The organism is Butyrivibrio sp. LC3010, from assembly GCF_000424385.1.
Taxonomy (GTDB): domain Bacteria; phylum Bacillota; class Clostridia; order Lachnospirales; family Lachnospiraceae; genus Butyrivibrio.
Window position 1 is genome coordinate 50,445 of record NZ_AUJU01000005.1, and the last position, 15,903, is coordinate 66,347.

Consider the following 15,903-nt stretch of genomic DNA (forward strand, 5'->3'; position numbering starts at 1 on the left):
GAAAAATGAAAAATACAATAAAACAAATTTTCCATTCCGGAAAGTTTCTGTTTGGTTTTGTAATCTTTATGTTTATACTTCTCACAGTACTTATTTATCCTATTTTTGTGACGGCTGATCCGCTTCAGATGATAGGACAGGGTAACTTCTTCAAACCCGGTACTTACGTATCAGTTGAGGAATCAGCACTGGAGAAATCCTATAATCTGCAGATTCCAAAGCAGTTTTCAAAGCTTGAAATGGTTCTCGATATCGATACCAGAGCCAACATTCAGAATTTCCTTATAAAGCAGGCCGGTGTTGCAGAATCTGAGATTGACGTAACAGATGCAGAAGGTCTTGTAGCACTTTGGAAAGCAAATTATGATCCCAATACAAAGTATAAGGGACTTACAACAGCTAAGAGAAAAGCTCTTAAGAGACTTGATAATCAGATCACAGCAGCCATGAAGGACTCAGGTGTTATCGTAGCTGAAAAGGATGAAGAGGGTAATCTTAAGCAGAGCAAAATAATTAAAGATACAGATTATGTAAATATTAAAGATGTAACAACAAAGACATTCATTCTTGGAACTGATAACTTTGGACGTGATGTACTTACAGAGCTGGTTGCAGCTACAAAATCATCCTTAAAGATTGGTCTTCTTGCAGGACTTATTGCAACAGCCATCGGACTTTTGCTTGGACTTCTTGCAGGATATATGGGCGGACTTGCTGATAACATCATTATTTTCATAACAAACCTGTTTACAGTAATTCCTTCCTTCGTAATCCTGATCCTTATATCCTACTCCGTAGGTGATAAGGCGAGAGGTATAGTGATGGTAGGTGTTATCATCGGACTTACTTCATGGCCCTGGACCACAAGATCTGTAAGATCTCAGGTTATTTCTCTTAGAAACAGAGACCATGTTAACTTATCAAAATTGTCAGGACACAGCATGTTCAGAATTATCTTTACCGATATTCTTCCTTACATTGCTTCCTATGTTGTTATGGCTATGATTCTTCAGATTTCATCAGGAATCCTTGCAGAAGCACAGCTTTCAATGATAGGACTTGGACCTGCAACAACAAAGACTGCTACTTTGGGACTTATGATGCAGTGGGCTATGCAGTACTCTGCACACCTTAACGGTTCATGGTGGGCATACTTCCCTGTAGTAATTCTTATAGCACTGATTTCATTCTCACTAAACCTTATGAACACAGGAATGGATCAGGTATTCAACCCGCAGCTCCGTGATTGATGCTAAGACGTAATTATAGGATTCCGAACGATTTTTTCTTATTATCGTTCGGAAAGTCATGGAAAACAGATCATTTTCATTTGATCTAAGAACAGTAAAGGAAAAGGTTAAGTATGGGAAAAGTAATGCTTGAGGTAAGAGACCTCAAAACAAAATATATAACCAGATTCCATGAGGACGTGTATGCGGTTGATGGTGTTTCTCTTAAGGTAGAAGAAGGAAAATCACTTGGTATAGCCGGAGAATCCGGATGCGGTAAATCAACACTTGCACTTTCACTTATGGGTTACTATTTTGCTCCCCTTCATTATATAAGTGGAGATATTATAGTAGACGGCCAGACAATTTCAAATATGAAGCCTGATGATGTTCGTAGAAAGATTCTTGGTAACGAGATAGCTTACATCCCTCAGGCAGCCATGAATGCGCTGAATCCTACTCAGAAGATTATTCGTTTTGTTGAGGACGTTATTCACGCTCATGGAATCAAGATGACGAAAAAAGAAATTTACGATATGGCAAGAGAGCGTTTTGCAGAGCTTGGTCTTCCGGAGGATGTACTTGAAAAGCATGCTGTAGAGCTTTCAGGTGGTATGAAACAACGTACAGTTATTGCCATTTCCACAATTCTTTCACCTAAAGTACTGATTGCGGATGAGCCCTCATCAGCTCTTGATGTTACATCACAGAAGATGGTTATCAGAATGATGAGACAGCTTATGGAAAAAGGCTTCATTAAGTCCATGATTTTCATTACACATGAGCTTCCGCTTTTGTACAATGTAACTGATGATATCGCAGTAATGTATGCCGGACAGTTTGTAGAACTCGGAACAGCAAAACAGATGGTATTTGATCCGATTCATCCTTATGCAAAGGGGCTTATGGGATCCATCATCGTTCCTGAGGAAGGTATGAAAGCCCATAATCTGACAGCACTTCCGGGAACACCTCCGAACTTAAAGAATCCGCCTAAGGGATGCAGATTTGCACCCAGATGTAAATATGCAGTACCTACATGTACTGCTATGGCACCTGATGTAAAGGAATTTGAGAACGGCAGATGCTACCGCTGCTTGATGTCAGTAAGAAAACTTAGGGAGGTATATGCTAATGGCAACGAATCAAAACCAGAGCCAGAAACAGAATTCGACTAATGCAAATAAGCCTGCACCGAAGCCTTGCCTCTCAGGACGAGGATTAACAAAAGTATTTGGTATTGGTAAAACACAAAAAGTAGCTGTTGATCATGTGGATTTTGATTTCAATGAGGGTGAGATCGTTTCTATAGTTGGTGAGTCAGGAAGCGGAAAGACAACTCTTTCAAAGATGCTCCTTGGACTTATCAGTACAACGGAAGGAACAATAGATTATCAGGGAAAGCCCCGTGATATCAGCACAAATGCGAAGAAGAAAGAGTATTGGAAAAATATTCAGCCCATCTTCCAGGATCCTTTTTCATCCTATAACATCTTCTACAAGATTGATGCGGTACTTGATGACTGTCTTAACATGAGAGGTTTCAAGAACCTTCCTGAAGAGCAGAAGATACAGATGAAGACAGAGGCCTGCAGCTTCGTTAACCTTAAGTATGCAGAGCTTACCAACAAATATCCTTTCGAGCTTTCCGGCGGACAGATGCAGAGACTTATGATAGCCCGCATTTTCCTCTTAAAGCCGAAGATCCTTATGGCCGATGAGCCTACATCCATGATCGATGCCTGCTCAAGAGCAACAATCCTTGATATGCTCTTAAAGCTTCGTGATGAGATCAATATGACGATCATTTTCATCACTCACGACATTGGACTTGCTTATTATATTTCCGATAAAGTTTACATCATGGAGCATGGTAAATTTGTTGAATCCGGATCTGCAGAGGATGTTATTCTCAATCCTCAGGCTGTATATACAAAGAGACTTATCAGTGATGTTCCCAAGATCTATGAAAAGTGGGATCTTGATACGGTTGTAGGTTCCTGAAACGGAGAAAATCAGTAAAATAATATTAGAATTGTTTTTAATGAAATGGTACCATTTTTGCACAATAAAGTGGTACCATTTATATTTAAACAGAGTATTTTGCGAGGTGTTTCCAGCTTAGTGGAGATTGTTTGGCAAAGCATTTTTGAAGATACAATTAGGTATAGCTACGAGGAGGAACCATCATGACGAAGTCATGATTCGGAATGGTTCCGACCGATAGGGCAGGATTACGAAGTAATCGTGCCAATACACAACGAGGAGGAACCATCATGACGAAGTCATGATTCGGAATGGTTCCGACCGATAGGGCAGGATTACGAAGTAATCGTGCCAATACACAACGAGGAGAAATGTTTATGAAGAGTACGACTTTTTTAGACAAGAATTGGAAAATGCACAAGGCAGGGGATGCAAAGATGATAAACGCAGTTGTCCCCGGCACCGTCTATACTGACCTTTTAAGAGAAGGTGAGATGGAGGATCCTTTCTGGAAGGATAATGAGGACAAGGCGCTCAAGCTTATGGATGATGACTATGAATATGTCTGCAATTTTAAAAAGCCTGCAGAAGCAGATTCATCGGACAATGTAATTCTTCATTTTGATGGTCTTGATACGCTCACGGATATTTATTTAAACGGAAAAAAACTGGGCAGTACCTATAATATGCACAGAATCTGGGAGTTTGATATAAAGGAAGAGCTTGAGGATGAGAACGAGCTCAGGGTTTATTTCAATTCACCCACAAGATATATAAAGGATGCATATGAAAAAGCTCCCACAAAAGGAAGCGAAGATGCAATGCAGGGCTTTGTTCATCTTAGAAAGGCTCATTGCATGTTCGGATGGGACTGGGGTGCACATCTTCCGGATGCAGGAATATACAGACCTGTATCACTTATCTGCTTTAACAAGGCAAGAATTGATTCTGTTTTGATAAGACAGAATCATGAGAATGTTAAGATTGATAAGGACGGAAAAGAGAGCGGAACTGTAGGACTTGATTTTGAATTTGAGATCATCGACGTAGCTGAAGAATACTCATGCTCCTGCGAGGATAAGGATGATTTTGAATTAAATGTTGATATTAAGATTACAGCTCCTGACGGAAGCGTTACTGAATATAAGGATGAGATTCCTGATGAAATCACAATCGAGAATCCGCAGCTTTGGTGGCCAAATGGTTATGGAAAGCAGCCTCTTTACAATGTTCAGGTGACTTTAAAGGATGAGAGTGGCAATGCTCTTGATGTATGGGAGAGGAAAATAGGCCTTCGTACCTGTACAGTGAGCACAAAGAAGGATGAATGGGGCAATGAATTCTGCTTCGTGGTAAACGGTGTTAAGGTATTTGCCATGGGTGCGGATTATATCCCTGAAGATCATCTTCTTGGAAGAGTTAATCCTGAGGTTACAAGAAAGCTTCTTGATAAAGCAGTATTTGCAAATTACAACTCCATCAGAGTATGGGGCGGCGGATATTATCCTGATGACTGGTTCTTTGATATCTGCGATGAGTACGGAATACTTGTCTGGGAAGACTTTATGTTCGCCTGCGGTGTTTATGATCTGACACCTGATTTTGAGGACAATATTACAGCTGAATTCGAGGATAATTTAAAGAGAATAAGGCATCATGCATCTTTGGGACTCATGTGCGGAAATAATGAGATGGAGATGTTTGTAAATTACGGTCTGTGGGTTTCAAAGCCCTCAGAAAAGCGCGATTATACAATAATGTTTGAATACCTTATTCCTAATATGATGAAGGAATTTGCTCCTGATGTGTACTACTGGCCGGCATCTCCTTCTTCAGGCGGATGCTTTGATGAACCAAACGATGAAAATCGCGGGGATGTTCATTACTGGGCAGTATGGCACGAAAATCAGCCATTCTCTGAATACAGGAAATATTATTTCAGATTCCTGTCAGAGTTTGGATTCCAGTCCTTCCCTGCGGAGAAGACTGTAGAGTCCTTCACTGATGATCCTGCAGATAAGAATGTATTTTCATATATTATGGAAAGGCATCAGAGGAATGGTGCTGCCAACGGCAAGATACTTAATTATATGCAGCAGACATACCTTTATCCCAATGATTTTTCAACAGTCATCTATGCTTCACAGATGCTCCAGGCAGATGCCATCCGCTACGGCGTAGAGCATTTCAGAAGAAACAGAGGAAGATGTATGGGCGCCGTGGTATGGCAGCTTAATGACTGCTGGCCTGTTGCATCCTGGTCAAGTATAGACTATCAGGGAAGACTTAAAGCACTGCACTATGCTGAAAAGAGATTCTTTGCTCCGATAATGGTTTCCTGTCAGGAAGAGGGCGAGATGACCTGCGGAGTTCCTCTTAACTGGTTGCCGAGAGAAGTTAAGCAGGAAGCAATTTTCAATGTGGCAAATGAGACCAGAAGTGATATTACCGCTAAGGTAACATGGGCTTTAAGAGATGCTTCCGGAAAAGTATTAAGGGAAGGTATTGCTGAGTTTGATAGCGAAAGAGAGGGAGGAAATCCCGGATCTGCAGGTGCTGATAAGAACATACTCGTTCCTGCCCTTTCAAGTACATGGACTAAGAAGGTTGATTTTGCCGATGCTGACAGATTCTCGCAGTATGTGAGCTACGAAGCAGAGATTGATGGAAAAGTTGTTTCATCAGGAACAGTCATATTCACAATGCCGAAGTACTTCAAGTTCCAGAATCCGAATCTGTCCGCAACTGTTCATGATGGCAAGATTACTGTTAAGGCTGATGCTTATGCCCGCGGCGTGGAAATCTTAAATGAAAATGAGGATCTTATCCTGTCTGACAATTACTTTGATATGAATGCAGGAGAAGTTACTGTGGACGTGATTTCAGGCGATACATCAAAGCTCAGACTAAGAAGCGTATATGATATAAGATAAAAATTCCCAGGTTTCGTGAAAAAGAGATTCTGGTACCAAAAATAATAGGCCTTCTGCTACTTTGGGTAATGTAAAAGCAACGATGAAGCATTGGACTGACCTATGGGATTCTCCGTAGGCAGTTCCTCCCCTTGGGTCAAATTGCAGAAGGCTTATATTATGGAAAAAATCTGTATTCTTAAATTTAAAAATAATTTAGCGAATTAAATCGTTAAAATTTGTTGTAGATTTTTACATACTAATGAGCGTATAATGCGCTTTATAAGAGTTCGAATTGCATTGGCTTATTAGCCATAGGCAACAAAAGGAGGAAAAATGAGTACTAGAATCGGTATATTAGGCTATGGAAATCTTGGTAAAGGCGTTGAACTTGCAGTAAAGGCAGCTCCTGATATGGAGCTCGTAGCTGTTTTCACAAGAAGAGATCCTTCATCATTATCAATAAAGACCCAGGGCGTTCCTGTTGTTTCTGTAAATGATGTTGAAGACTGGAAGGACAAGATTGATGTTATGATTCTCTGTGGCGGTAGTGCTACAGATCTTCCTGTTCAGACACCTCAGTACTCAAAGCTGTTTAATGTAGTAGATAGTTTTGATACACACGCAAGAATTCCGGAGCATTTTGCAAATGTTGATGCATCTGCAAAGGAAGCAGGAAAAGTTGCAGTTATTTCCTGTGGTTGGGATCCCGGAATGTTCTCTCTTGCAAGAGTTTACTCAAATGCGATCCTTCCCGATGGAAATGATTATACATTCTGGGGCAAGGGCGTTTCTCAGGGCCACTCAGATGCGATCAGACGTATCGAGGGCGTAAAGAATGCAAAGCAGTATACAATCCCTGTTGAGAGCGCACTTGAAGCAGTAAGAAGCGGCAAGAATCCTGAGCTTACAACCCGTGACAAGCACACAAGAGAGTGCTTCGTTGTTCTTGAGGATGGCGCAGATGCAGCAAAGGTAGAAAAGGAAATCAAGGAGATGCCCAACTACTTTGCTGACTATGATACAACTGTACATTTCATCAGCGAAGAGGAGCTTCTTAAGAACCACAGCGGAATGGCTCACGGCGGATTTGTATTCAGAACAGGTAAGACAGGTGCAGATAAAGAGCACAACCATGTTATTGAGTATAGCTTAAAGCTTGATTCCAATCCGGAATTCACAACAAGCGTACTTGTTGCAGCAGCAAGAGCAGCACTTCGCATGAACAAGGAAGGTCAGACAGGCTGCAGAACCATGCTTGACATCCCTCCGGCATATCTTTCAGATAAGAGCGGTGAGGAATTAAGAGCACACCTTTTATAATCTCACATATTGATCAGACTTTTGGGTTATGGAATTATGTGGAAAACTGTCAGTATGGGACAGCACATGATTTATTACTGCAGATAGTTTAAATTATCAGGCGCCATCGGATTTATACCGGTGGCGCTAGGCATATTTTGCCAAATGATAATTATTGCTTAAAATCATTTAAAAGTTTACTATATAAAGAGAATTGATTATAAGAGCCGGCTATATCAGTATCCGGCCGGCCCGGGTCAGATATAAGTCAGCGTTTATAGGGGAGGTCTGCAATGCCTAAAGGGACAAATCAGAAGCTTAAACTGTACTATCTTTCGAAAATCCTGCTTGAGGAGACTGACGATGATCATGGTCTTACCATGCCGGAAATTCTGAAGGAATTGGAAAAATACGGGGTTAGTGCTGACAGAAAAAGCATTTACACTGATATAGATGCCCTGAATGATATCGGGCTTGATGTGGTAGGTGAAAAAACAGGGAAAAATTTTTGCTATCATATCGGAAGCAGAAGATTTGAACTGGCTGAATTAAAGCTTCTGGTGGATGCCATACAGTCCTTTAAATTTATAACCGAGAAAAAATCCAATGCTTTGATAAAAAAACTGACTACTCTTGCAAGTAATTATGAAGCTATTCAGCTTGAGCGACAGCTTTCCGTGAGTGGACGCATAAAAACCATGAACGAGAGCATCTATTATACTGTCGATGAGATTCACAACGCTATTGCACAAAACAGAAAGATAAAATTTAATTACATGACCTGGAATACAGACAAAAAACTTGTTCCAAGAAAAAAAGAGGCTTATGTAATAAGTCCCTGGCGTCTTACCTGGAATGATGAAAATTATTATCTCATCGCTTATGACTCTGATGCTGGAATTATTAAGCACTACCGCGTAGATAAGATGAATAAAATAGAAATTCTAGATGATAAGAGAGAGGGAAAAGAGCATTTTAAGGCCTTTGATCTGGCTGAATACACCAACAGGGCTTTTGGTATGTTTGGCGGTGAAGCCACGAATGTGACTTTGACAATAAAGGATGAGATGATCGGAGTTCTTCTGGACAGGTTCGGAAAAGAAATAATGATAAAACCTGCCAAAAAGAAGGGGTGGTCTGATGTGAGAGTTGAGGTTGCTGTCAGTGAGCAGTTCTTTGGGTGGTTGTTTGGTCTTGGACCATCCATAAAAATATCTGCTCCCGCCTCTGTGGTAAAAGCGTACAAGGAAGAGCTCAATAATCTTTTGGATTTATACAAATAATAAATTTTTATAACAAAAAAATTGTGATATAATTTTGTCTGTTTTAAGTAATCATCCGGTGAAGTAGTGTACTGATATATTCTTTATGATTTGATGAAGATGAACATGCAGGCACATGATCCGGGCATTTATGGGAGATTTTAGATTATGAAAAAGGACAAAATTAAGCCGATGCTTTTCTCTGTGATAAAGCAGTATTCGGCGAAGCAATTCACTACTGATGTGATTTCCGGTATTATTGTTGCAATCATTGCACTTCCGCTATCGATTGCTCTGGCGCTGGCTTCCGGTGTTGGACCTGAGGAAGGTCTTTATACGGCAATCGTGGCAGGATTCATCATTTCATTCCTGGGCGGCAGCAGAGTTCAGATAGCCGGTCCTACGGCAGCATTTGCTACAATTGTAGCAGGCATTGTGGCTAAGGACGGAATGGAAGGCCTGATGATGGCAACCATAATAGCCGGAATTCTTCTTATAGTAATGGGTCTTTTAAGACTCGGAACTCTTATCAAGTTTATTCCCTATACAATCACAACAGGCTTTACTGCAGGTATTGCAGTTACTATTCTTGTGGGACAGATAAAGGACTTCCTGGGACTTACATATCCCAAGGGAACAGTGACTATCGAAACTACTGAGAAAGTAGAAGCCATTATCAACAATATATCTACCTTAAATTATCAGGCACTAATTGTTGGTCTTGTGTGCCTTGCAGTCCTTATTATATGGCCTAAGTTTTTCGAGAAGATTCCTGCATCACTTATTGCGGTAATCGTCGGTATCCTGATGGTCAAGGGACTTGGTCTTAAGGTTAATACCATAGGAGATCTTTATACAATAAACGGTGGACTTCCTAAATTCCATGCTCCGGTATTCAGCTGGAAGCTTATAAGAGGATCTTTTTCAAATGGCTTTACTATTGCAATACTTGCTGCGATAGAATCACTTCTTTCAGCAGTTGTTGCAGATGGAATGATCGGTTCACATCACAGATCCAATATGGAGCTTATAGCACAGGGCTGTGGTAACATCGGTTCTGTTTTATTCGGTGGTATTCCTGCAACAGGTGCTATCGCAAGAACAGCTGCAAATATCAAGAATGGTGGTAGAACACCCATCGCCGGTATTGTTCATTCTATAGTACTTTTGTTGGTACTGGTGGTTCTGATGCCCTATGCGGCTCTTATACCGATGCCTACAATTGCAGCAATCCTGTTCCAGGTTGCCTACAATATGTGCCAGTGGAGACCCTTTACACATCTGTGTAAGACAGCTCCCAAGAGTGACATAATCGTACTTGTTACAACTTTTGTTCTTACAGTTGTATTTGATCTTGTTGTTGCTATTGAAGTTGGAATGGTTCTCGCATGTCTACTTTTCATGAAGAGAATGAGCGAGGAGTCTTCAGTTCGAAGCTGGACTTATGTAGATCCTGATGACACAGATGTGACAAAAGAGGATCCGGACAGCATTGATCTCAGAGTAGTACCTAAGCATGTCCGTGTATATGAGATATCAGGACCTATGTTCTTTGGTGATGCTGATGCTCTGGCAAACATAACCACCAAGGAATTTACAAAGAGCCTTGTAATAAGAATGAGAAGCGTACCAGCCCTCGATGCAACAGCTATGAGATCTTTGGAGATGCTCTATGAGGACTGCAAGAAGAAAGGTGTTCGCCTCATATTCTCACATGTTAACGAGCAGCCCATGAGAACCATGGAAAAGGATGGATTTGTGGACAAGGTCGGCCGTGAGAACTTTGCGGCACATATTGATGAAGCTCTTGAACTTGCATCCAAATAAATAATGAATAAAAAATCCCACACCGCATGTGATATGGTGTGGGATTTTTGCATAGCTAAAGCATTTATGAGTGTTACCAGACAATAATCATTTTAAGTGCTATATGGATCAGTCTCTGGGCTTTAAGTAGAAGTTACCCTGAACCCTGTCGGTTCTGATGGAGTTTATGAAAGCGCCATCGTCAACTTCCTTAATAGCAGGGATCAGTTTCCTTATATCGGAGGCACTGACTACGGAGTAAACAACCATCTTGTTGTTGTGCTCAAAGGAACCTTCGCCGTGCATGAGGGTAGCTCCGTGGTTACTGATTCTGTAGATGATCTCACATACTTCTGCAGGCTTGTCGGTGATAATGAACAGTGTCTGCTGCTGATAGGTTCTGTACATAATATGAAGAACCTGTGTGGATACATACTGGAAGATGATTGAATATAAAGCTTTGTCCCAACCAAAGAGTATACCTGCAACAGTAAGGATGATGCAGTTGCCGGCAAGGATTATCGGGAAGGCGTCGATACCCTTTCTCTGTGAAAGGAATATGGAGATAAAATCAGTACCACCGCTTGTAGCATCAACCTTAAGGCAGATTGAAAGTGAAACGCCTGCGATGATACCGCCAAATACGGATATCAAAAGCGGATCGTGGGTTATGACATGGCTGGGAATAAGGTCAACAAAAAAGCCGTTGAATACAACCATTATCATGGAATATAAAGTGAATTTTTTACCGATATAACGAAAACCAATATAGATGGGAATTATATTCAGTATGATGTTAATGGGCGTATAGGGGATTCTAATGCCGAAAAACTTAAGGGCAATACGCTGGATGATGATGGTAAGTCCCTGAGCTCCGCCGGGATAAAGACCTCCTGCGTTAACGAAGGTCTGGATATTTAATGCCATCAAAAAAGCAGCTAAAAGTACTACTACAAGCCTGATGCTGCCTCTTCTTAAATCTAACTTCATTTTATTAAAACTCCCTGCAAAACGATTATTTGAAATAAAACTTCTATAGGTTATAATACAATATTGGAATAATAATTGGCAATTATGGATGATAAAAATGAACGATAAAAAAAGAAGGCAGGGAATCTATGCCCTGTGCATAAAAAGAATAATAGATATAATCCTTTCACTTATGGTACTGATATGCTTTAGCTGGCTTTATCTTATACTTGCGATACTGGTCAGGGTTAAGCTGGGGAGTCCTGTGATATTCAGGCAGCCCCGTCCGGGAAAGGATGAGAAGGTGTTTAACCTGTACAAATTCAGATCTATGACAGATAAAAAGGACGAGAACGGCAATCTCTTACCTGATGAAGACAGGCTTCCTGAGTTCGGGAAAAAACTTCGCGCCACAAGTCTTGATGAGCTTCCTGAGTTTATAAACATACTTAAGGGTGATATGAGCTTTGTGGGACCAAGACCGCTTCTTGTAAAATATCTTCCTTTATATAATTCAGAGCAGAAGAGACGCCACGAGGTTCGTCCGGGACTTACCGGATGGGCTCAGGTGAACGGAAGGAATCTTCTTAGCTGGGAGGACAGGTTTGAGAAGGATGTATACTATGTTGATCACATGTCCTTTCTGATGGATTTAAAAATAGTATTTATGACTGTTGCTGTTGTCTTTAAGCATGATGATGTAAACAGCAAAACAGATGCTACTATGGAGGCCTTTACAGGCACTCCTGAAAAGAACGAGGTGAACCAATAATGAATATTTTATTTACCAGCGTGGGAAGACGCTGCGAATTACTTAAGGATTTCAGACAGACACTGGGTGATAAGATTAAGATAGTAGTTACGGATAACAGTCCCTATGCGCCTGCGCCTGCCTTTGCAGATGTGGTATACAGAGTTCCGCTTATAAATGATATAAGATATGTTCCTACCATACTTGAGATATGTAAAAAGGAAGAGATAGATGCCATAACCACACTTATCGATCCTGAAATATCCATACTTGCTGAGCACAGAGCTGAATTTGATGCCATAGGAGTAGAGGTTCTTGCACCTTATAAGGAGACAGCTGATCTGTGCTTTGATAAATATGAGATGTTTAAATATCTGACAGAGAAAGGAATTCCTACGGTTCTGACCTTTGGATCATTCTCTGATTTTAAGAAAAGCTACGACAGAAAAGAGATAGATTTCCCTGTATTTGTAAAGCCCAGAACAGGCAGTGGAAGTGTTGGAGCTAGAAAGGTTGAGAGCCTTGAACTTTTAGAGGAGCTCACTGCCAGAAATCCTGAACTTATAATCCAGCAGTTCATGGATGGTAAGGATATGGATGCAGATGTTTATGTTGATACCTTCACACATGAACCTGTGGCGATTTTTTCCAAGAAGAAGATCTCAACCACCATCGGAGGAGCTAATAAGACGATATCCTTCAAGGATGAGGCTCTTTTTGACTTTGTTAAAAATGCCATGAAAGTATTTAAGTTCAATGGCCCTCTTGATATGGATCTGTTCTATAAGGACGGGCAGTATTATCTTTCCGAGATTAATCCCCGCTTTGGCGGAGCATATCTTCATGCCTATGGAGCGGGAGTTGATTTCCCTGCACTGATATATAAGAACGTAGTAGAGAAGAAGGCAAACGAGCCTGTTATTGGAGAGTATGAAGAAGATATCTGCATGCTCATGTACGACAGTGTGGTGATTGAGAAGCTTTCTGAGCTTGAAGGCAGAATGAAGGAAATGCAATGAAAATACTGATACTGTCAAATTATGCCAATGGGCTGTGGCTTTTTCGAAAGGAACTTTTAAAATCCTTATTAGATGCAGGACATGAGGTCCTTATCTCAGTGCCGCCCGATGAAAACTGTTATAAGCTGAAGGAATACTGTACAAGGCTTATAGAGACTCCGCTTGAGAGGCATGGTAGTAATCCTTTAAAGGACCTTGCACTCTTGATCGGATACAGGGATATGATAAGGAGAGAAAAACCCGGGGCAGTTCTTACTTATACAATAAAGCCTAATATATATGGCGGTATGGCATGTAAGCTTACCGGTACTCCATATATAACCAACATTACCGGTCTTGGAACAGCCATTGAGAATGGCGGAGTCATGAGCAAGGTTCTGATAGGGCTTTACAGAGGAGCCACAAGGGGAGCAAGAAAAGTCTTTTTTCAAAATGAGAGAAACAGACACTTCATGCAGGAAAGAGGAGTTGCTCTTAAAAACAGCGGACTTCTTCCCGGTTCCGGAGTTAATCTGACAGACCATCCTTTTCACGAATATCCCGATGAGTCGGAAGGAATCCACTTCCTTGCGGTTATTAGGATGATGAAGGATAAGGGTATAGAGGAATACCTGGAAGCTGCTGAAAAAATCAGCTCCGAGTATGAGAATGTATGCTTTGATCTGGTGGGAGAGTTCGAGGAGGATGAGAGAGACATCTATGAACCCCGCATAAAAGCCCTTGAGGATAAAGGAATCCTTCATTACTTTGGACATCTTGATTCTGTCGAGCCGGTGATGGCAAAGAGCCACATAATAGTTCATCCTTCCTACCATGAGGGAATGTCAAATGTGCTTCTTGAAGCTGCAGCCTGCGGACGACCGATTTTATGCACCAACATTCATGGCTGTATAGAAGCTCTTGACGGAGAAAAAAGCGGCTTTACCTTTGATGTAAAAAGTGCTGACTCTCTGGTAAATGCCATGAGAAGAATCCTTTCTCTGGGAGAAGAGGACCGCAAGAGGATGGGAATCGCCGGCAGATCATATATAGAGAAGAACTTCGACAGGCAGCTTGTTATTGATGCCTATAAGAAGGAACTTAACGGTATATGCTCCTAAGTTGACATACATAGTATAATAGGTTGTGAAGGCTAAAAATCTAGACAGGCTTGATTACTGCCTGTAGAGTAAGTCTTTATAAAGTTTTAAAGAAATGAAGTGTTGCTGTGAGCACTTTAAGGTGCGAAAAGTAACGACGAAGAAATTCGTATCATCAGTGAGTGGAGATTTTTTCTCCCTTAAATCACTATATAATAGTAGAGGTATAAAAATGAGTTTGTATGAGAAGCTCCTTGCAGGAGAAGAAAAGCTTTCATTAGTAGGTCTTGGATATGTGGGTATGCCTATCGCAGTAGCCTTTGCAAAAAAGATAAAGGTTGTAGGTTATGACTTTAATGCAGAGAAGGTTGCACTTTATAAGAGTGGTGTTGATCCTACAAGAGAGGTTGGAGATGCAGCAATCAGCGAAACTACTGTAGATTTTACTGCTGATCCCGAGAAACTTAAGGAGTGCAGATTCCACATTGTTGCAGTTCCCACACCTGTTAATGATGACCACACACCGGATCTTACTCCTGTTGAAAGTGCCAGCAGAACACTTGGTAAAAATCTGACTAAAGGCTCAATAGTTGTTTATGAATCAACAGTATATCCCGGAGTAACTGAGGATATCTGTGTTCCGATCCTTGAGAAGGAATCAGGCTTAAAGTGTGGTGTTGATTTCAAGGTTGGTTATTCACCTGAGCGTATCAACCCCGGTGATAAGGTTCACCGACTTGAGACCATCGTTAAGATTGTTTCCGGAATGGATAAGGAGACACTTGAGGAGGTTGCAAACGTTTATAAGCTCGTTGCTCTTGCAGGTGTTCATGAGGCTGACAGCATCAAGGTTGCCGAGGCTGCCAAGGTTATCGAGAACAGCCAGAGAGACATCAACATAGCATTTATGAATGAGCTTTCTATGATCTTCCATAAGATGGGAATAGATACAAAGAGTGTCCTTGAGGCAGCAGGAACCAAGTGGAATTTCCTTGGATTCAGACCCGGACTTGTAGGAGGACATTGTATAGGTGTTGATCCCTATTATCTTACATACAAGGCTGAGGAGCTTGGCTATCACAGCCAGATAATTCTCTCAGGACGTCGTATCAATGATGATATGGGTAAGTATATTGCAGAATCCTGCGTTAAGAATCTGATAGCACAGGATCTTAATGTTAAGAATGCAAGGGTGGCAATTCTTGGTTTCACATTTAAAGAGAACTGCCCTGATACAAGAAATACCAAGGTAATTGATATTTATAATGAGCTCAGGGAATATGGCATCGATCCTGTAGTGGTTGATCCAGAGGCTGACAGCGCAGAAGCAAAAAGACTTTATGGCATCACTTTTGATAACATGGATGCTGTTAAGGATATGGATGCAGTTATCATGGCTGTTGCTCATGAGGAATTCAAGGGTATTACCATTGATGAGATTAAAAAGTGGTACAACCCGGAGCATAATAAGAGAGTATTCCTTGACGTGAAGGGAATATATAATAAGGATGATTTCGATGGCGCTGAGTTCAGCTATTGGAGACTTTAATAAGAAAATATATAAATGCTGTTTAGTGGTTATCGGATG

The 15,903-nt window shown here is 41.0% G+C and carries 12 protein-coding genes; 11 read left to right on the forward strand and 1 reads right to left on the reverse strand.

What is annotated here, in order from left to right:
• The first annotated feature begins 5 nt into the window (after window positions 1–5).
• From G622_RS0105240 to G622_RS0105270, 7 genes are all read left to right on the forward strand, one after another.
• A complete protein-coding gene (locus G622_RS0105240; protein ID WP_026509816.1) occupies window positions 6–1,250 on the forward strand; it encodes an ABC transporter permease in 1,245 nt (414 codons plus the stop codon).
• 113 nt (window positions 1,251–1,363) lie between these two features.
• A complete protein-coding gene (locus G622_RS0105245) occupies window positions 1,364–2,407 on the forward strand; it encodes an ABC transporter ATP-binding protein (RefSeq protein WP_026509817.1) in 1,044 nt (347 codons plus the stop codon).
• Window positions 2,364–3,233: an ABC transporter ATP-binding protein gene (locus G622_RS21710; protein WP_081675191.1), complete on the forward strand. Its 870-nt coding sequence runs from the start codon at window positions 2,364–2,366 to the stop codon at window positions 3,231–3,233. The genes G622_RS0105245 and G622_RS21710 overlap by 44 nt, the downstream gene beginning before the upstream one ends.
• Window positions 3,234–3,592: 359 nt before the next feature.
• A complete protein-coding gene (locus G622_RS0105255; protein WP_026509818.1) occupies window positions 3,593–6,148 on the forward strand; it encodes a beta-mannosidase in 2,556 nt (851 codons plus the stop codon).
• A 315-nt stretch (window positions 6,149–6,463) separates the two neighbouring features.
• Entirely contained in the window at window positions 6,464–7,450 is a 987-nt protein-coding gene (locus tag G622_RS0105260) for a diaminopimelate dehydrogenase (protein ID WP_026509819.1), read from the forward strand.
• A gap of 272 nt (window positions 7,451–7,722) precedes the next feature.
• On the forward strand, window positions 7,723–8,712 hold the full coding sequence (locus G622_RS0105265) for a helix-turn-helix transcriptional regulator (RefSeq protein ID WP_026509820.1): 990 nt from the start codon (window positions 7,723–7,725) through the stop codon (window positions 8,710–8,712).
• A 147-nt stretch (window positions 8,713–8,859) separates the two neighbouring features.
• Window positions 8,860–10,518: a SulP family inorganic anion transporter gene (locus tag G622_RS0105270; protein ID WP_026509821.1), complete on the forward strand. Its 1,659-nt coding sequence runs from the start codon at window positions 8,860–8,862 to the stop codon at window positions 10,516–10,518.
• A 108-nt stretch (window positions 10,519–10,626) separates the two neighbouring features.
• Here the strand turns inward: G622_RS0105270 and G622_RS0105275 are convergent, their stop codons facing one another.
• A complete protein-coding gene (locus G622_RS0105275) occupies window positions 10,627–11,487 on the reverse strand; it encodes a YitT family protein (protein ID WP_026509822.1) in 861 nt (286 codons plus the stop codon).
• A gap of 97 nt (window positions 11,488–11,584) precedes the next feature.
• On the opposite strand from G622_RS0105275, the gene G622_RS0105280 reads away from it, so the two are divergent.
• From G622_RS0105280 to G622_RS0105295, 4 genes are all read left to right on the forward strand, one after another.
• Window positions 11,585–12,238, forward strand: coding sequence for a sugar transferase (locus tag G622_RS0105280; protein ID WP_305803653.1), 654 nt, complete (start codon window positions 11,585–11,587; stop codon window positions 12,236–12,238).
• Window positions 12,238–13,236, forward strand: a complete 999-nt coding sequence (locus G622_RS0105285; protein ID WP_196814179.1) for an ATP-grasp domain-containing protein — start codon at window positions 12,238–12,240, stop codon at window positions 13,234–13,236. Before G622_RS0105280 ends, G622_RS0105285 begins: the two co-directional genes overlap by 1 nt.
• Entirely contained in the window at window positions 13,233–14,336 is a 1,104-nt protein-coding gene (locus G622_RS0105290; RefSeq protein ID WP_026509825.1) for a glycosyltransferase family 4 protein, read from the forward strand. Before G622_RS0105285 ends, G622_RS0105290 begins: the two co-directional genes overlap by 4 nt.
• Window positions 14,337–14,547: 211 nt before the next feature.
• Entirely contained in the window at window positions 14,548–15,864 is a 1,317-nt protein-coding gene (locus G622_RS0105295; RefSeq protein WP_026509826.1) for a nucleotide sugar dehydrogenase, read from the forward strand.
• The last annotated feature ends 39 nt before the right edge of the window (window positions 15,865–15,903 follow it).